This is a genomic window from Aeromicrobium fastidiosum, from assembly GCF_017876595.1.
GTDB classification, from domain to species: domain Bacteria; phylum Actinomycetota; class Actinomycetes; order Propionibacteriales; family Nocardioidaceae; genus Aeromicrobium; species Aeromicrobium fastidiosum.
Genome location: NZ_JAGIOG010000001.1, coordinates 1,889,846 through 1,908,397 on the forward strand (window position 1 = coordinate 1,889,846; position 18,552 = coordinate 1,908,397).

The 18,552-nt window shown below is 69.6% G+C and carries 12 protein-coding genes; 10 read left to right on the forward strand and 2 right to left on the reverse strand.

The window, feature by feature from the left end; all coding sequences use genetic code 11:
* The first annotated feature begins 10 nt into the window (after positions 1-10).
* Positions 11-1,642 (forward strand): S8 family serine peptidase, encoded by a 1,632-nt coding sequence (locus JOF40_RS09440; protein WP_129185654.1) that lies wholly within the window; start codon positions 11-13, stop codon positions 1,640-1,642.
* Between the two features lie 52 nt (positions 1,643-1,694).
* Here JOF40_RS09440 and JOF40_RS09445 read toward each other — a convergent pair whose 3' ends face one another.
* The gene (locus tag JOF40_RS09445; RefSeq protein ID WP_129185656.1) at positions 1,695-2,993 is read right to left on the reverse strand and encodes a citrate synthase; all 1,299 of its coding nucleotides are present in this window, start codon (positions 2,991-2,993) and stop codon (positions 1,695-1,697) included.
* A 265-nt stretch (positions 2,994-3,258) separates the two neighbouring features.
* Here JOF40_RS09445 and rplM point away from each other — a divergent pair, with 265 nt between their 5' ends.
* The 4 genes from rplM (at position 3,259) to JOF40_RS09465 (ending at position 6,635) form a co-directional block, all read left to right on the forward strand.
* Positions 3,259-3,702: a 50S ribosomal protein L13 gene (gene rplM, locus JOF40_RS09450; RefSeq protein ID WP_129185658.1), complete on the forward strand. Its 444-nt coding sequence runs from the start codon at positions 3,259-3,261 to the stop codon at positions 3,700-3,702.
* A gap of 11 nt (positions 3,703-3,713) precedes the next feature.
* The gene (gene rpsI, locus JOF40_RS09455; protein WP_129185659.1) at positions 3,714-4,205 is read left to right on the forward strand and encodes a 30S ribosomal protein S9; all 492 of its coding nucleotides are present in this window, start codon (positions 3,714-3,716) and stop codon (positions 4,203-4,205) included.
* 6 nt (positions 4,206-4,211) lie between these two features.
* Entirely contained in the window at positions 4,212-5,558 is a 1,347-nt protein-coding gene (gene glmM, locus JOF40_RS09460) for a phosphoglucosamine mutase (protein ID WP_129185661.1), read from the forward strand.
* 117 nt (positions 5,559-5,675) lie between these two features.
* Positions 5,676-6,635: a GNAT family N-acetyltransferase gene (locus tag JOF40_RS09465; RefSeq protein WP_209674482.1), complete on the forward strand. Its 960-nt coding sequence runs from the start codon at positions 5,676-5,678 to the stop codon at positions 6,633-6,635.
* A gap of 99 nt (positions 6,636-6,734) precedes the next feature.
* On the opposite strand, the gene coaA is transcribed toward JOF40_RS09465, so the two are convergent.
* The gene (gene coaA / locus JOF40_RS09470; protein ID WP_129185665.1) at positions 6,735-7,676 is read right to left on the reverse strand and encodes a type I pantothenate kinase; all 942 of its coding nucleotides are present in this window, start codon (positions 7,674-7,676) and stop codon (positions 6,735-6,737) included.
* Positions 7,677-7,878: 202 nt separating this feature from the next.
* Here coaA and JOF40_RS09475 point away from each other — a divergent pair, with 202 nt between their 5' ends.
* The 5 genes from JOF40_RS09475 (at position 7,879) to JOF40_RS09495 (ending at position 18,496) form a co-directional block, all read left to right on the forward strand.
* A complete protein-coding gene (locus JOF40_RS09475) occupies positions 7,879-8,718 on the forward strand; it encodes a PP2C family protein-serine/threonine phosphatase (RefSeq protein WP_129185667.1) in 840 nt (279 codons plus the stop codon).
* The gene (locus JOF40_RS09480; RefSeq protein WP_188111874.1) at positions 8,715-9,923 is read left to right on the forward strand and encodes an FHA domain-containing protein; all 1,209 of its coding nucleotides are present in this window, start codon (positions 8,715-8,717) and stop codon (positions 9,921-9,923) included. Before JOF40_RS09475 ends, JOF40_RS09480 begins: the two co-directional genes overlap by 4 nt.
* Position 9,924: 1 nt before the next feature.
* Complete coding sequence (locus tag JOF40_RS09485) at positions 9,925-11,514, forward strand: serine/threonine-protein kinase (protein WP_129185672.1); 1,590 nt, start codon at positions 9,925-9,927, stop codon at positions 11,512-11,514.
* 101 nt (positions 11,515-11,615) lie between these two features.
* Complete coding sequence (locus JOF40_RS09490; protein ID WP_129185674.1) at positions 11,616-12,323, forward strand: FHA domain-containing protein; 708 nt, start codon at positions 11,616-11,618, stop codon at positions 12,321-12,323.
* On the forward strand, positions 12,323-18,496 hold the full coding sequence (locus tag JOF40_RS09495; protein WP_129185676.1) for an Ig-like domain-containing protein: 6,174 nt from the start codon (positions 12,323-12,325) through the stop codon (positions 18,494-18,496). Before JOF40_RS09490 ends, JOF40_RS09495 begins: the two co-directional genes overlap by 1 nt.
* Positions 18,497-18,552: the final 56 nt, after the last annotated feature.

An 18,552-nucleotide genomic window follows, 5' to 3' on the forward strand; every position in this document is an offset into this window, starting at 1 on the left:
AGGAGTCCGCATGCGCCGCCTCGCGTCCAGGTCCGCAGCGCCCGCGATCGCGCTGGTCTTCGGCCTGCTGGTGGCTCCTGCGGCCGGCGCAGACGAGCCGGGACGGCCCACTGGGCCGTCCGTCGCGGTCCTGAGCACGGGCGAAGAGCCGGTGGCGTCCGGTCTGGTCGTCACGACGACGCGCAGCAGCGCGAGCATCGAAGCCGTGACGATGGATCTGTCCGCGGGGTCACTCGCGGTCGACGGCGTCGCGGCTGGCCCGGGACCCACACGGGTCGTCAGCTTCAACGAGCCGGTGCCCGGTGCCGTCGCCACCCGGCTGGCCGCCGAGCTGGAGTTGCGATCCGGGGTGAGCGATGCCGAACCCGACTACGTGCGCACGACGGCCGACGCGCCGCCCGTGGCGGTCAACGACCCGTTCTTCCCGGCGCAGAAGAACCTGTGGGACACGGCACTGCCGGGCGGTGGCTACAGCACGCACGCTCCCGTCTTCTGGCAGCAGACCATGGGCACGCCCGGCGTCCGCGTCGCGGTGCTCGACACAGGGCGAACGTCGCACCCGGACCTGTCGTGGTCGCCTGGGTACGACGCCGTAAACCTCGACAGTGACCCCACCGACCCCGGAGACTTCCACGGCACGCACGTGGCCGGCACCGTCGCAGCGCTGGCCGGCAACCGCAGGGGCGTGGCCGGAGTCGCACCCGGTGTCTCGCTCGTGCCGGTCAGGGTCCTGGACGCCGAAGGATCGGGCAGTGACTCCGTGATCGCCCGAGGCATCCGGTGGGCGTCCGGTTCGCCGCAGACGGGCGTGCCCACCAACGCGAATCCGGTCCAGGTCATCTCGATGTCGTTGGCGGGCCCGGGTCCGTGCACCACGACGCTGGCCAGCGCGATCAGCTCCGCCCGCAGCCGCGGTGTCGTGGTGATCGCCGCAGCTGGCAACGCCGCCAAGGACGCGGCCGGATACTCCCCGGCCAACTGCCCCGGTGTCATCACGGTCGGCGCGACAGATGACTCTGGTGCCCGGGCGTCGTTCTCGAACTTCGGCCCGACGGTCGACATCTCGGCACCGGGAGTCAGGGTGCTCTCGACGTACGCCGAGACCTCCGCCGGGGGCCAAGATCTGTACGCCCGCCTGTCGGGCACCAGCATGGCCACTCCGGCCGTCGCGGGAGCGGCCGCGCTGTTGGCGTCTGTGGGCATGTCAGGAGCCCAGATCGAGGCTGCTCTGCCGGCCATGGTGCAGCCCGCCACGAGCCCGGCGACAGCGGGAGTGCTCGACCTCGGACGCGCTCCGGGCTTGACGTCCCGTGCGGCAGCGCCGCCCGCCGCACCGCGCAAGGTATCGACCTCGGTGTCGGCCAGGACCGCCACCAGCTTCGTGCGCAAGGGCGGACGAGCGGTCGTGCGCGTCACTTTGCGAGCCCCGTCGGGCGCCAGCCGTCCGACAGGACGCATCCGGCTGTTCGACGGGTCGAGAGTCGTCCGCTCGGCCTATGTGTCGGTCGGCCGCAACGGCAGCATCACGGTCAAGACGCCGCGCCTCAAGCGCAAGGGCATCCACCGGCTGCGGGTCATCTATGACGGTGGAGGAGTGTTCCTGGGCAGCAGGTCCGTCGTCCGCTCGGTCAGGGTCAGGTAGCCCGCATACGCCGAGGGCCCCCACCGCGAACGGTGGGAGCCCTCGGCGCGTGTCACCTGGACCAGCGCTCCTCGGCCGACGGGAAGGTCAGCTGGCGGTCACCCGTGTAGATCTGCTTGGGACGGGCGATCTTCTGCTCCTTGTCGTCCACGAGCTCGATCCACTGGGCGAGCCAGCCGGACGTGCGCGGGATCGCGAACAGGACCGTGAACATCTCGGGCGGGAACTGCAGCGCCTCGTAGATCAGGCCCGAGTAGAAGTCGACGTTGGGGTAGAGCTTGCGGCTGACGAAGTAGTCGTCCTCCAGCGCGATGCGCTCCAGCTCCTGGGCGATCTCGAGCAGCGGGTTGACGCCGGTGACCTCGAAGACGTCGTCGACGGCCTTCTTGATGATCGTGGCGCGAGGGTCGAAGTTCTTGTAGACGCGGTGACCGAAGCCCATGAGCTTCTCGTCACCCTTCTTGACGCCCTCGATGAACGCGGGGATGTTCTCGGGCACCTTGATGCGCTTCAGCATCTTGAGCACGGCCTCGTTGGCGCCACCGTGCAGCGGGCCGTAGAGGGCCGCGATGCCGGCGCTGACGGCCGAGTACGGGTCGACCTGGCTCGAGCCGACGGAGCGGACCGCGTTGGTCGAGCAGTTCTGCTCGTGGTCGGCGTGCAGGATGAACAGCACCTCGAGGGCCTTGGCCAGGCGCGGGTCGGGGTTGTACTTCTGCTCGGACATCTTGAACAGCATCGACAGGAAGTTCTCGGTGTAGGTCAGCTCGTTGTCGGGGTAGACGTACGGCTTGCCCTGCGCGTGCCGGAACGACCAGGCACCCAGCGTCGGCATCTTGGCGATGAGGCGGACGACCTGGTCGTGGCGCACCTGCGGGTCGCTGATGTTGCGGGCCTCGGGGTAGAACGTCGACAGCGCGCCGACGCTCGACAGCAGCATGCCCATGGGGTGCGCGTCGTAGCGGAATCCCTGCAGCTGCGACTTGAGGTTCTCGTGCACGAACGTGTGGAACGTGATCTCGTGCACCCACTTGTCGTGCTGCTCGCGGGTCGGCAGCTCGCCGTGGATGAGCAGGTAGGCGACCTCGAGGTAGGTCGACTTCTCGGCCAGCTGCTCGATGGGATAGCCGCGGTACTCCAGGATGCCCTTGTCGCCGTCGATGTAGGTGACGGCACTGCGCGTCGAGGCGGTGTTGGTGAAGCCCGGGTCGTAGACGGCCAGGCCCGGTTCGTCCTCGGTCTTGCCGATCTTGCCGAAGTCGCTGGCGCGGACGGTGCCGTCGGTGATGGGGAGCTCGTACTCCTCACCCGTGCGGTTGTCGCGGACGGTGAGCGTGTGGTTCTCGGTCACGATGGGTCTCCTGTGACGTGAAAGACGGAGCGGCCTTGATGGTGCCGTTCACCATTCAACCTAGACGTGAGGGAAGACTCATCACGAGCGGGGTCGTCCGGAAGGGTGGCGGAGGCCACTGCGGGGGGCTCGTTTTGACCTTCTCGGTCGTGGCCGGTTAACCTAGTGTGTCGATGTGCCCAGCCATTCGCGTCCGGGCACCGACCGCCGCAGAGCTGGATGCAGATTCGCCAGCCACCACCCCCAAGAACGAGAAGGTCACGCCGTGCGCACGTTCAGCCCCAAGCCGTCTGACATCACCCGTCAGTGGCACGTCATCGACGCCCAGGACATCGTCCTCGGCCGTCTCGCCGTCCAGGCTGCGACGCTGCTGCGCGGCAAGCACAAGCCGACCTACGCGCCGCACGTCGACGGTGGCGACTTCGTCATCATCGTCAACGCCGAGAAGGTGGCCCTGTCGGGCAACAAGCGCACCGACAAGCTCGCCTACCGTCACAGCGGCTACCCGGGTGGACTCAAGTCCATCGCGTACGGCGACCTGCTCGACAAGGATGCCCGCAAGGCGATCGAGAAGTCGGTCCGCGGCATGCTCCCCAAGAACCGTCTGGGCGATCAGCTGATCACGAAGCTCAAGGTCTACTCCGGCCCCGAGCACCCGCACAGCGCCCAGAAGCCCCAGCCGTTCGAGATCACGCAGATCTCCCAGTAAGGACGAACATCGTGACCGAGACCGCTACAGAAGACTTCACGCCCAACGCCGACGGCGTCGCGTACACCTCCGAGACCGCTGGTTCCGCGGCTGTCTCCGACAAGCCGGCGACGATCGCTCCCGGTGCTGCGACGGGCCGCCGCAAGGAGGCCATCGCCCGCGTGCGCATCGTCCCCGGCACCGGCGTCTGGACCGTCAACGGCAAGCCGCTCGAGGAGTACCTCCCCAACAAGCTGCACCAGCAGATCGCCAAGGAGGCCTTCGCCGAGACCGGTCTGCAGGACCGCTTCGACGTCATCGCCCGGGTCACCGGCGGCGGCATGACGGGTCAGGCCGGCGCTCTGCGTCTCGGCGTCGCCCGCTCGCTCAACCAGATCGACGAAGAGGCCAACCGCCCGGTCCTCAAGAAGGCCGGACTCCTGACGCGCGACTCGCGCATCAAGGAGCGCAAGAAGGCTGGTCTCAAGAAGGCGCGCAAGGCACCTCAGTACAGCAAGCGCTGATCCCACGTGGGCCGCATCTTTGGCACCGATGGCGTTCGCGGAGTCGCGAATCGTGATCTGACCGCCGAGCTCGCCGTCGACCTCGCGGTCGCCGCGGCCCACGTCCTGGGAGAGGTCGGTGCGTTCGCCGACCAGCGCCCCACAGCAGTCGTGGCCCGCGATCCCCGCGCCTCAGGAGAATTCCTGGAGGCCGCGGTGGTCGCGGGTCTTGCGTCTGCCGGGGTCGACGTGCACCGGCTCGGGGTCGTGCCGACTCCCGGGGCGGCGTATCTGACGTCCCACCTCGCCGCCGACATGGGCGTCATGATCTCGGCGAGCCACAACGCGATGCCCGACAACGGCATCAAGTTCCTGGCCCGTGGCGGGCTCAAGCTCGACGACGACCTCGAGCTGCTCATCGAGCAGCGCCTCGAGGAGCCCTGGGAACGGCCCACCGGTGCTGACGTGGGGCGCATCGGTGACAGCCACGCCGGTGTCGCCGCCTACGTCAAGCACCTCGTGACGTCGACGCCGCGCAGTCTCGAGGGGCTCACGGTCGTCCTCGACTGTGCCAACGGCGCCGCTTTCGAGGTCGGTCCGCAGGTGTTCGAGCAGCTCGGCGCCACGGTCATCTCGATCCACGCCGAGCCCGATGGTCTCAACATCAACGAGAACTGCGGGTCGACGCACCTCGACGACCTGCAGAAGGCCGTCGTCGAGCACGGTGCCGACGTCGGCTTCGCCTTCGACGGCGACGCCGACCGCTGCCTCGCGGTCGACCAGACCGGCGCGATCGTCGACGGCGACCACATCCTGGCGATCCTGGCGCTCGCCGCGCACGACGCCGGGACGCTCGTCGACGACACCGTCGTGGCCACCGTCATGAGCAACCTCGGCTTCGTGCAGGCGCTCTCCGCGGCGGGTCTCACGGTCATCCAGACCGCGGTCGGCGACCGTTACGTGTTGGAGGCGATGCGGGCCGGCGGGTTCAACCTGGGCGGCGAGCAGTCGGGGCACGTCATCATGGGCGACTACGCCACGACCGGTGACGGCGTGCTCACGGCGACGCACCTGGCCGCTCGCATGCGCGAGACGGGTTCGTCGCTGTCGCAGCTGGCCTCGGTCATGACCCGGCTGCCGCAGGTGCTGGTCAACGTCCCCGACGTCGACAAGTCCCGGGCCGACACCGACCCCACGCTGCTCGGCGAGGTCGCGATCGCGACGGCGGGGCTCGGTGACAGCGGCCGGGTGCTGCTGCGGCAGTCGGGCACCGAGCCGCTCGTGCGGGTCATGGTCGAGGCTGCGACGCACGAGGAGGCCTCGTCGGTGGCCCAGCACCTCGCGGGCGTCGTCCGCACGACCCTCGGCCGCTGACCCTCCCCGCGACTGGCGCAGTTCTGCGGTTCTGGGACGGCGTGTCGCGCGAGTATGTGCCACTCGGCAGCCGGTTTGCGCCACTCGCGCTCGTCCTAGACTGAGACCGTGGCCCGGGTGGACGAGATTGACGTCGCCGATCCGTCGGCCTTTGACGAGTTCCACGACGTCTACCTGCGCTCGTCGGGCCGGCCGTTCGATGCTCCGTGGCTGCCGGCCGAGAAGCGCGTCAACCTGACCGATGATGCGTACGCCGCCAAGGTCGCGGTGATCGGTCGTGACGACGCGGGTGCGCCGGTGGCCGCCGGCTGGTGCGTCATGCCGCTGAGCGACAACACGAGGTTCGCGTTCGTCGAGGTGTTCGTGCCGCCGGAGCATCGTCGTCGAGGCCACGGCACGCGACTGCTCGACCGTCTGCTTGCGATGGCCCGCTCCCACGGCCGGACCACGGCGTTCTCGATGCCCGCCTGGGCCGTCGAGGCCGAGGGCGACGCGGGCCGGTGGTTCGCCGAGGCGCACGGGTTCGAGCTCGACATCCTCGACGCGGTCCGCGAGCTCGCGCTCCCGGCGACCCTGCCGCCCCTGCGGCTGGCACCCGGATACACGCTCGGGACGTGGCGCGGGGCGTGCCCCGACGAGCTGGTCGACGAGTACGCCGAGCTGCGTCGCATGCTGACGTCGGAGGCACCGAGTGGCGAGGCCGGGCTGGAGGACGAGCACTGGGACGCCGAGCGCGTCCGCAAGGACGAGGCCGACCTGGTACGAGTCGGTCGCACGATGCAGGTGGTCGTGGCGCGTGCGGCCGGCGGCGGGCTCGCAGGCCACACCCAGCTCGCCTTCGCGGGCGACGGTGTGGACGTCTACCAGTGGGACACGTTGGTGCGACGCGAGCACCGGGGCCACGGTCTGGGGCTGGCGCTCAAGATCCGCGCGATGCAGGCCTCGGCCGACCTGCTCGAGGGGAGGAGGCGCGTCACGACCTTCAACGCCGCGAGCAACCGGCACATGATCGCCGTCAACGAGAAGCTGGGTTTTCGGCAGACGGCGTGGACGGGCGAGTACGTCCGCGCGATCTGAGACCGCGCGAGTGGCGCAAACCGGTCGCCGAGTGGCGCATTCTCGCGGGAAACGCCGTCTCGAAAACACCGAACTGCGCCACTCGCGGAACTTGGGGGGTCAGATCTTGCGGAGGCGGACCCAGTCGACGGCGTGGTCGGAGCCCTTGCGGAGCACGAGCGAGGCGCGGCCCCGGGTCGTCGCAATGTTCTCCTTCAGGTTGGGCCAGTTGATCGAGTCCCACAGCTCGCTGGCCCGCTGCACCGCCTCGTCGTCGGTGAACGCGCTGTAGCGGTGGAAGTACGACTCCGGATCGGCGAAGGCGGTCTTGCGCAGGGCCAGGAACCGGTCGATGTACCAGCGCCGCAGGTCCTTGCCGGAGGCGTCGACGTAGATCGAGAAGTCGAAGAAGTCGCTGACCGCGAGACCGGGGGAGCCGTCGCCGCGCGGACGGGCGGGTGCGAGCACGTTGAGTCCCTCGACGATGACGATGTCGGGCTCCTTGACCGTCACCAGCTCGTCGGTGCGGTCGTACGTCAGGTGGGAGTAGACCGGTGCCGTGACGACCTCGACCCCCGACTTGACCTCCATGACGAACCGCAGCAGCGCCTTGCGGTCGTAGGACTCCGGGAAGCCCTTGCGGTCGAGGATGCCGCGACGCTCCAGCTCGGCATTGGGGAACAGGAAGCCGTCGGTCGTCACGAGCTCGACGACGGGGTGGTCGGGCGACTGCGCCAGCAGCTCGCGCAGCAGCCGGGCCGTCGTCGACTTGCCCGCCGCCACCGACCCGGCGATGCCGATGACGAACGGCGTGCGACGCGACTGCGGTGCGTGCAGGAACTCCTCGGTCGCCTCGTACAGCGCTCCGGCGAGGCGCACGCGCATGCTGATGAGCTGCGTCATCGGCAGGTAGACCTGGCGGACCTCCTCGAGGTCGAGCTCGTCGCCGATGCCCCGGACCCGCTCGACCTCGTCGGGTGCCAGAGGCTGTGGCGCGTCGCCCGCAAGCTCGGCCCACGCGGCCCGTTCGAGCTCGACATACGGGGAGTGCTCGCGCGTCATGATCTCATTCTGGCGGCTCGGCGACGGGCAGCACCACGGGGTACCGGCGGAAGGCCCTGATCGGGAGGCGTGGCGTCCTCGTCGGTCGGCACGTGGTGTCCCCAATTACGAGGACACCGCCCGGTTCTGCCTGCGCGCCACATGAGTGCTCTGCCAGCATCGTCGCGTCATGCCGGCGCGCGCATTCATCGAGAGGTAGGTCGTGTCCCCAGAACCAACAGCGTGCCTGTCCTGGACGCCGAGCGGCGGCGACGCGCTTGCGGTCCGTGCCGCGGCAGGGACCCATGTCGGCCTGGTCCGGGGTCACAACGAGGACGCCTGGTCGATCGATCCGCCGGTCTTCGTCGTCGCCGACGGCATGGGCGGACACGACGCCGGTGACGTCGCAAGTCATCTCGTGATCGAGGCGTTCCGTGAGCTCGCCGGAACCACGCACGTCGCCATGGCTGACATGGATCGCTGTGTCCGCAGCGCGAAGTCGCTCGTGGACGCCCTGTCGCCCGGCGAGCGGGGGGCACCCGGGTCCACGTTGGTCGCCGCGGGCTACACACGGCAGGACGACGTCCCCTTCTGGTTGATCGCGAACGTGGGCGACTCGCGGGCCTACTCGTGGCGAGCCGGCGTGCTGGAGCAGGTCAGCCGTGACCACTCCGTGGTCCAGGAGCTCATCGAGGCCGGCGAGATCGACGACGCAGAGGCGCGCCACCATCCGGACCGACACGTCATCACCCGTGCGATCGGCGCACTGGAGGACGCTGTCGCCGAGTTCGCGATGATTCCCCTGCTGCCGGGAGCCCGGCTGCTGCTCTGCTCGGACGGGCTCAGCAGCGAGATCGACGACGACCAGATCAGTCGGGTGCTGGCCAGCGTCCCCTCGCCGGACGACGCCGTGGAAGCGCTGATCGCTGCCGCCCTCGCCGCAGGCGGGCGGGACAACGTGACGGCTCTGCTGATCGACGCCGTGGGTGTGCAGGCGGTCGACGAGACCACGCTGACCGGTGGAACCAGGCTCGACGAGGACACGTTGAGGTCGGCGCTGTGACCGGGCTCTGCTACGCCCCGGGCACGGCGGCCGCCATCGTGGGACGAGGTGGCGTGGTGCTGACCCACGGTGGCCTGGAGACAGCGGTCGCCCTGTGGGACGTGATGTCGTCGGGGTCGTTCACCGGTGAAGAGATGCTCGAGGTCATGACGGCCGACGGCATCGCCTCGGTCCCCGACTTCTGCGCCGTCCTGCTGAGGGACGGTTCGGCGACCATCCTCACCCGAGGATCGTGCTCGATCTCGGTCACGGACCACAGCGGAACCGAGACCCTCGACGGAAGCTCCGTGTCGACCTGGATCGAGCGCACCATCGCGTGGACCGACACGACGCTCGTCGACCTGCAGGCGGGGCCCGCGACGGAGGAGGCAGCTGTGCCGATCCGCGCAGGTGTCGTCATGGCGAGTCGCGTCGTGGTCGGGACGGCGCCGATCGCGACGGAGCAGGCGGTCGAACCGGAACTGGAACCGGAACCGGAACTGGAACCGGAACCGGAACTGGAACCGGAACCGGAACCCGAACCGGAACCCGAACCCGAGCCGCGACCTGACCCCGAGCCGGAGCCGGAGCCGGAGCCGGACATGCAGCCCGCCGCGACACGGGACGACGATCCCGGTGCCACGATCGCCGAGGTCGGTGACTCGCGCTTCGACGCCATGTTCGGCGTCACCGTGCCCGGCCGGCGGCTCGAGGACGCCGCGGTGCGTGAGTCGCTCCCCGCCGGGGTCGAGCCGCAGCCGGCCTCTCCCGCCTCCGTGCTCGGCGACCACGATGGACGCACGACGACGGCCGTCGAGCGCGCCGCGCTCCTGGCGGGTCGGATCTCGCCGCCCCGGGTGTCCGCAGCGGCCGTGTCGGCACCGACGGCGCGCGCGACCATGACGTTCTCGACAGGCCGCTCGGTCGAGCTGGACCGCCCCGTCGTGGTGGGCAGGTCACCCCGCGCCCACGGTGCCAGCAGCGCCGAGATGCCGCACCTCGTGGTCATCGACAACCCGTACGTCTCCGGGACGCACCTGTCCGCCGCGATCGAGGACGGCGTTGTCGTCGTCACGGACCTGTCGACCAACGGGACGCTGCTGACCGCGCCGGGTGAGGCGAGCCGCCGGCTCGACAAGGGCCTCGGCGTCGTCGTGCCAGATGCGAGCGTCCTCAAGCTGTCGGACGACATCTCCGTGACGATCACGATCACGGCGGGGCACTGACGTGGCCGAGCGCGGCGTGCCCCCGGTCCTGGACGGATTCACGTTCGTCGACCTCATCGGGCAGGGCGGCTTCGCGGACGTGTTCCGCTACCGGCAGCTGATGCCGACCCGCCAGGTGGCGGTCAAGGTCCTGCTCGAGTCGGCACTCGAGGGGCCCTCGCAGCAGCAGTTCCATGCGGAGGCCAACGTCATGGCCCAGCTGTCCGGGCACCCGTCCATCGTGCCGATCTACCAGGTGGGGGTCAGCAAGGACGGCCGCCCCTACCTCGTCATGGAGCTGTGCCCGCCGCCCAGCCTGGCGGGCCGCTTCAGGGCGGAACGGTTCGCCGTGCCCGAGGCGCTCGAGACCATGATCAAGATCGCCGGCGCGGTGGAGACGGCGCACCGCGCGGGCATCCTGCACCGCGACATCAAGCCGCACAACATCCTGACCAGCAGCTACGGCACCCCGATGCTGACCGACTTCGGCATCGCCGGGACGGCCGCCGACGCCCACGACACGTCGTACGGCTTGTCCGTCCCGTGGTCACCGCCCGAGGCCTTCGGCGACGACATGCCGACGGACCCGCGCAGTGACGTCTACTCGTTGGCCGCGACGATGTACTCGCTCCTCGCGGGACGGTCGCCCTTCGAGGTCGACGGTGCGGCCAACGACAACGCGACGCTCATGAGCCGCATCGAGCGGCAGCCCCTGCAGCGGATCAACCGGGGGGACGTGCCGGAGGCCCTCCAGGACGTCCTCGCTCGTGCGATGTCCAAGTCGGTCGGCGAGCGCCATCCGACGGCGATGGCGTTCGCGCGGTCGTTGCAGGACGTCCAGACGAGGCTTCACCTCGGCCAGACGAGGATCGACGTGCTGGATGCGTCACCCGCGGCTGCGTCGGCCCAGGACTCCGAGCACCGCACGCAGGTCCGACCCGTGCAGATCATCGTCCCCGACGACGCGGCCGGCACGCGGGTGCGGCCGGTCGTGATCCAGACCGCGACACCCCCGCCGATCGACGAACGGACAGCGTTGCGCCAGGACGCGGCCCGGCGTGCCGAGCCGGTCCCGGACACGATGGCACGAGGCGGTCCGGCCGTCGCCGACCGGACCGACGGATCGCACTTCCTGGCACCGGCCACATCGCTGGAGGGACCGGCGGCCGAGCAGGACCGCAGTCATTCGCCGTGGGCACTGGCGGTCGGGGCAGGTCTCGCGCTGGTCGTCGCCGGTGCCGTCGGTGTGGCCGTGCTGACGGGGGGCAGCGACGACTCGCCGGGCCCGGCGGCAGCACCCCCGACGACCCGCTCCGCCCCGAGCGGTGACGACGTCATCGGGGCCGCGGTGCTGCCTCCGGTCGGACTCCGGCACACGAGCGGCCAGGACGCCGTGGTCTTCACGTGGTCGCCCGGCGGCGACGGTGGCGACGACGGCTACCTCGTCCGTACCGGCCCCGGCCCCCAGGAGCTCTCGGCGGCGGGTCCACCCGTCACTGATCTGACGGCCAGGGTCGAGACCGCGCCCGGCGACATCGCATGCATCGAGGTCGTTGCGGTGCGCGCCGGCACGGCGTCCGAGCCGCTTGCCGGCTGCGAGGTGAACCGGTGACTGCCACGCGTCCGGCACTCGTGCCGTCCCCCGTACCGACGACTGTCGAGGACCCCCTCATCTCGGCTGGACTGTCCTCCACAGGAGACGGAGGAGCGACGATGACAGGACTGGTCGTCGAGTTCTGCGGCGAGGAGCACCTCCTCGCGGCAGGGACGAGCTTCGCAGCGGGACGCGAGGCCGATCTGGTGATCGACGAGGACAACGTCTTCCTGCACCGCAAGCTCGTCGAGTTCACGCACGACCAGGGATTCTGGTGGATCACGAACGTCGGCTCCCGGCTGTCGATCACCGTGAGCGGAGGGGCCGGCACGCTGCAGTCCTGGATCGGTCCCGGTGTCCGCCTGCCCATCGTGCTGCCCGCGATCTCCGTGCTGTTCACCGCCGGCGACACGACCTACGAGATCGGGGTGAGGACCGACCTCCCGGTGTTCGAGACCGTCGCGGATCCGATGTCGTCCGCGGTGGGAGAGGCGACCCTCGGGGCGGTCGACCTGACCCCGTCCCAGTTCCGGCTCGTCCTGGGGCTGGCCGAGAACACGCTCCGACGTGCAGGCACCGGTGCCAGCGACGTGCCGTCGAACGCCACGATCGCCGCGCGCCTGGGCTGGAGCATCACGACGTTCAACCGCAAGCTCGACAACGTCTGCGACAAGTTCTCGCGTGCCGGGGTCAAGGGCTTGCGCGGCGGATCGGGCCAGCTGGCCACCCAGCGGCGGGCGCGACTCGTCGAGTACGCCGTCGCGGCGCGGCTGGTGCGGCCCGAGCACCTGCCTCTCCTTGACGACACCACAGAGGACTCCGCCTGATGAACCTGCGCTCCCACGCCACGTCGCTCACGACGGGTCTGATCCGCCTGCGGCAGGGGCGGGCCTCGCGTCGTGTCGCGTCCGGCACGGCTCTGACCCTGGTCGCCGGTGTGCTCGTCGTGCTGGCCGTCAACGCCGACGGACTGCCCATCTCGAAGGTCGATCTCAACGACGGCAGCGTGTGGGTCACCAAGGACGGCGCGGGAATCATCGGACGACTCAACTCCCAGGTCAAGGAGCTGGACCTGGGAGTGCTGACGCGGTCCGCGGGCACCGAGCTGCACCAGGAGGCGGCTGACGTCCAGGTCGTCGATCTCGGCGGTGGGGCCAACAAGCGGGTCATGGTCGTCGACGTCGCCGGAGGCACGGCGGGCAAGGCGCTCGAGCTGCCGAAGACCGTGACCGTGTCGGCCGGGCGTCGCACCGTGGCGATCGTCGACACGCAGTCGGGCCTCGGCTGGGTCAAGGCCAGCACCTCGATGAGCGGCTTCACGGTCAAGGACCCGGCGGTCGTCAAGGGACTCGGTCCCAAGAGCGTCGTGAGCGTCGGCGCTGACGGCACCGCCTACTTCCTCGACCGGGCGCACGGGGCCGTCGTCCCGGTGTCCTTGGACGCCAACGGCGCGGCTGTCAAGGGCGCGGCGATCGATCTCGATGCCGAGATCGGTGACGACGCCATGATGACGATCGTCGGAGACCGGCCCGTCGTGCTGGACCGCGGCAGCGCGACCGTCCATCGCGCCGGTGGCGGCGCACTCGAGGTCGAGGGAGGCGCGGAGGCGCAGCTGCAGCAGCCGCAGGGCACGGAGGACGGCCAACCGTCGGACTTCTTCGTCGCGACGCCCACGGCCCTGTACCGGGCAGGTCTGGACGGAGGTGACCTCGAGAAGGTCTCGACCGTGACGGTCCAGGGAGCCCCGGCAGCGCCGGTCGTCGTCGCGGGCTGCACCTACGCAGCCTGGCTCGACCCGGCGGCACCCGCGAGCTTCGAGCAGGTGTGCGGCACAAAGGCGAGCTCCCAGAAGATCCCGCAGCTCAGCGACCAGGCGGAGCTCGTCTTCCGTGTCAACCGCGACGTCGTCGTGCTCAACGACGCGGCTGGTGGCACCTCGTGGATGGTCCAGGCCGGCATGGAGATCGTCGACAACTGGGAGATGATCGACCCCCGCGAGAAGCAGGACAAGGAAGAGGTCGAGGAGCAGAAGCAGCGCGATCCCAACAAGAACGAGCCCCCCACGGCCAAGGCCGACAAGGACTTCGGGGCGCGGCCGGGCACCACGGTCGTGCTGCCCGTCACGGTCAACGACACCGACCCGGACGGTGACATCCTCACGATCTCGCCCACCCTGCAGACCGATGCCCAAGGCGTCCAGCTCAGCGTGGTCGGCAACGGCACCCAGGTCCAGGCCCGCATCGGACCGGAGGTGCGCGGCGACGTCGAGTTCACCTACGCCGTGACCGATGGTCAGCCGGACCATCCCGAGAGCGAGGCGCCGGTGACGCTCGCGGTCGTCGGCTCTGAGAAGGACTCCAAGCCCAAGAAGTTCGAGGAGCGCACCAACGAGCTCGAGGTCGCTCGCGGGTTCGAGGCGCGGACTAACGTCCTGCCGGCCTGGTTCGACCCAGACGGGGACACCGTGGTGCTGACGGCAGCCTCCAGCAAGGGTGGAGACGTGCGCTTCCGTCCGGACGGCACGATCACGTTCGTCGACGACGGTGCTGGCGGAGCGGCCAAGACGATCGACTTCACGCTGCGCGGCGGCGGCGAGTCCATCACATCGAAGGTCGACGTGACGGTCCTCGATCCCGGCAAGGCCGCACCGACCACGGTGCCCGACCGTGTCACAGGCATCGCCGGATCCACGATCCTGCTCGATCCGCTGACCAACGACTCCGATCCGCTCGGAGGGACCATGACCCTCACGAGCCTCAGCGCCCAGGCAGCCAGCAGCGGAGACGTCGAGTACGCCTTCGACGCGACCAAGGGCACCGGGACGGTCCGTGCCCCGAAGGCCGGCTCCTACTACCTCGAGTACGTCGCGACCAACACGGCCGCGTCGTCCGAACCACAGGTCATCCGCGTCGACGCCATCGCCGTCGGTCGCATCAACCACCCTCCTGTCGCGGAGAAGGACACCGCGACCCTGGTCGGTGGCGGCTCGGCACTCGTCGACGTCCTCGCGAACGACTCCGACCCCGACGGTGACGTGCTCGTCGTCCGGGGATTCGGACAGGTGCCCGACGGCATCAAGGCCTCCCTGGTCGACAAGCAGTTCGTCCGCGTCGAGTCGGTCGCCCCGCTCGAGGCGCAGCAGGAGATCACGTACCACCTCTCCGACGGCGAGAACCAGGTCGACGGCTCGATCACCGTCACGGCGAGCGAGGGAGATCGCAACCGGCCGCCCGTCGCTCTGGCCGATCAGTTCCCGGCGCGCGCGGGCACCATCATCACGGTGCCGGTGCTGGCCAACGACGTCGATCCCGACGGCGACAAGCTGAGCGTCTACGGACAGGACCTGACCGATCTGCCTGCCGACGTCCCCGTGATCGCCACCGGTTCGGCCGTCCGGATCATGGTGCCCGACGACGGACGCACCGAGATCGACTTCGGCTACACGACGCACGACCCCGACCAGGCGGGTGCCACGGCACGGGTCGTGCTGAACATCAGCCCCGACGACGCGAAGGGCAACCAGGCACCTCGCCCGGGGCCCATCGAGGACCGGGCCATCGGCGGCAAGAAGGTACGGGTGCCGATCAGTGCCTACAACTCGGACCCGGACGGTGACCCGGTCTCGTTCAGCGCGATCGCCCAGCAGCCAGAGCTCGGGCGGATCGTCCGCACCGGCGTGGACTGGGTCGAGTACGAGCCCGACGAGGACTCGGTCGGGACGGACTCGTTCATGGTCGAGGTCTCCGACCAGTACGGTGCCTCCGGCCGCGTCGAGGTCCGTGTGGGCGTGGCCCCGCGGGAGCCGGTCAACCAGCCACCGACGGCGCTCGACGACGAGGTGACGGTCCGGCCCGGTCGGACGATCCAGTACCCCGTGCGCGACAACGACACCGACCCGGACGGTGACGGCTTCAGCCTGCTCCCCGACGTCAACTCGTCCGCGGGTGGAGACGCGAAGATCGCCGGCGACTTCGTCCAGCTGACCTCGCCGTCGCTGGACGGCCAGTCCGAGCGCATCGCGACGGCCCAGTACGCGGTCACCGACCGGCTGGGCGGCCAGTCGCGTGCCACGCTCTCGGTCACGTCCAGCGATCGCGCTCCGCTCCACGCGCCCATCGCCAACGACGACACCGTCGCGCTGTCGAAGATCGCCGGCAAGAAGCCCGGCGACACGGTGGACGTCGCGGTGCTGTCGAACGACGGTGACATCGACGGGTCGAAGGCCGCGCTGACGTTCGAGCCGCTGGCCGGCGGCACCGTCCTGGGCCGCACGATGCAGGTCACGCTCTCGGACAAGGACCAGGTCGTCGCCTATCGGCTCGTCGACTCCGACGACCAGGCCTCCTTCGGCTTCGTCTACGTCGCCGGCACCGACTCGGTCGCGCCCGTGCTCGACCAGTCGAAGGTTCCGGTCAGGGTCACGGCAGGCGAGGTCAAGCAGATCTCGCTGCGCGACATCATCAACGTGAGGGACGGACACGAACCGCGCATCGCCCGTCGCGACCAGGTGCTCGTCGTCAACGGCGACGGCAAGACCGAGTCGAGCACCGACGACCAGACGCTGTCGTTCCGGTCGCTGAAGCAGTACCACGGGCCCGCGTCGATGCTCCTGGAGGTCACGGACGGCGCCGACCTGAACGACCCCGAGGGACTCGTCTCGCAGATCACCGTCCCGATCGACGTCAAGCCCCTCGGCAACGTCGCACCCGTCGTGCGATCGACCAGCGTGACCGTCGCGGGGGGCGGCGAGCCGGCAGAGATCGACCTCACGCGGCTGGCCGAGGACGCCAACGACGACGACCTGACGTTCGAGGTCAAGGACGGCACCAAGGGGGTCGCCGGGCAGGTCGACGGCGACGTCCTGAAGGTCAGCGCCACCAAGGACGCCACGGTCGGTGACACCGTCGAGCTCACGGTCCTCGTGAGCGACGGCAAGGTCGCGAATCCGTCGACCGGCACCGTGCAGGTACGTGTCGTCGACTCCACCAAGCCGCTGATGACGTTGGTCAGCCCGATCTCCCTCGAGGGGACGGCCGGCGAGCCGAGCGAGGTCGACGTCCTCGACCAGATCGTGACCGATCCCTTCCCCGACGACAAGAAGTCGCTGTCGTCCCCGACGGTGCTGTCGGGCAGGGGCACTGTCGCCGCGCGTGGCACGACCCTGGTCGTCACGCCGGCCAAGGGGTTCGACGGCGTGGTCGCGGCCGGCTTCCGGATGGACGACGGCTCAGGACTCGCCTCGCGCAGCATCTCCGGACGGGTGGAGGTCACGGTGTCCGACAAGCCCGACGCCCCGGGCCGTCCCACGGCTGATCCGTCAGGACCGGACGCCGTCCGTGTCAGCTGGTCGGCCCCGGACGACAACGGCAAGCAGATCACCGAGTACCGGGTCACCTGGAACGGCGGAACCAGGTCGTGCACCGGGACGCAGTGCGTCATCGACGGTCTCGACCCCGGCACGGAGTACGTCTTCACCGTCGCCGCCTCCAACGAGAAGGGCTGGAGCAAGGAGAGCTCGAAGTCGTCTCCCGTCACGCCGGACGACGCGCCGGATCAGATGGTGGCCCCGACGATCGATCCGACGACGACCTTCCCGGCACGCGATCGCAAGCTCGCGGTGACGTGGGTCGTGCCGCAGAACGCCGGATCGGCGATCACCGGGTACGAGGTGCAGCAGTCGCCCGGTGACGTCACGACCTTCGGTGGCGGCGTGCTGACGAGCTCATTCGGATCGCTGCAGAACGGCACGGCCTACAAGTTCCGTGCCCGGGCGGTCAACGCCAAGGGCGAGAGCCCGTGGTCGAACTGGTCGGAGACCGCGGTGCCGTTCACCAAGCCGGGACCCGTGGCTCCGTTCGAGATCACGGCCGATCCGCCGGACGGCAACGGCAGCGGCCACGTCAACGTCGCCTGGAACGCACCCGCCGACGTCGGCGGCGACCCCGACCGCATCCAGATCTACCAGGTCGAGGTGCTCGGCGACGGCGTCGTGGCGGCCTCCAAGCAGACCGCGGACCTCGCGACCGACTTCACGGTGGCCAACGGCAAGCAGTACACGGCGCGGATCAAGGCCGTCAACAAGGCCGGCGTCGCGGACGAGTGGGTCACCTCGAGCAACACCGTGACGGTGTACGACCTCGCGAAGGCGCCGACGAACCTGCAGCAGAGCGGGGAGGACGGTGACAAGTCGGGCAAGCTGTCGTTCACGACCCCCTCGGACAGCGGAGGGTTCCCGGTCACGAAGTACCTCGTGCAGACGCAGGACGGCAACAGCTTCACGGCACCGGCCAAGAGCTCAGGCGAGGGTGTCTCCGCGACGATCGACGTCACCTTCAACGGCAATCACAACGATGGTCAGTGGGTCCGGATCACGCCCGTCACCGAGCCGACGGGCCAGGGCGACAAGCAAGGTGCCAGCGCGCAGTCGGGCTCGGTGTTCAGGCCGTTCGGCGATCCCGGCGCACCCGGGTCGAACGGTTCGTCCCAGGGCTACAGGTCGACCACGATCAGCTGGACCGGTGGCACGCCCAACGGTCGCCCGATCGAGAAGACCGAGTTCAAGGGCGACGCCACGGGCGACGCGGGCGGCAATGGCGGAAGCACGACGATCGCCACGAACCAGGGTGGTGAGCAGCGATGCGTCCAGGCTCGTGCGATGGCCGGCGGCAGGTGGTCCAGCTGGAGCGGCAACCTGTGCGGGACGGCGCAGGCCAGGACTGTCAGCGTCTCGAAGGGGCCAGCCCAGAGCATCTCTGGCTGCAGCAACAACTGCTACTTCGTCGACATCAACGTGGCCGGGTTCGTCAGCAACTCCGGCCAGTCCGCCGACATCTCGATGAACGGCAACTCGAACTGGTGCGAGGGCGCAAGTGGCTGCGTCGACCCGAAGGGCTTCACCGTCAACGGCGATGGCCGCGGGCTCCTGCGCTACTACGTCAACGGAACGCCAGGGACGGTCTCGGTCAACGTCGGTGGGATCACCGGATCGATCCAGTGGTGACCGTGACGACCTGACGGCACATCGCGCCCCGCAGCACAGACCCACATCCAACGGAT

Coding starts and splice junctions, on each gene's coding strand:
- JOF40_RS09440 (WP_129185654.1), top strand. CDS start 11: ATGCGCCGCCTCGCGTCCAGGTCCGCAGCGCCCGCGATCGCGCTGGTC.
- coaA (WP_129185665.1), bottom strand. CDS start 7,676: ATGACGCGCGAGCACTCCCCGTATGTCGAGCTCGAACGGGCCGCGTGG.
- JOF40_RS09490 (WP_129185674.1), top strand. CDS start 11,616: ATGACAGGACTGGTCGTCGAGTTCTGCGGCGAGGAGCACCTCCTCGCG.
- JOF40_RS09495 (WP_129185676.1), top strand. CDS start 12,323: ATGAACCTGCGCTCCCACGCCACGTCGCTCACGACGGGTCTGATCCGC.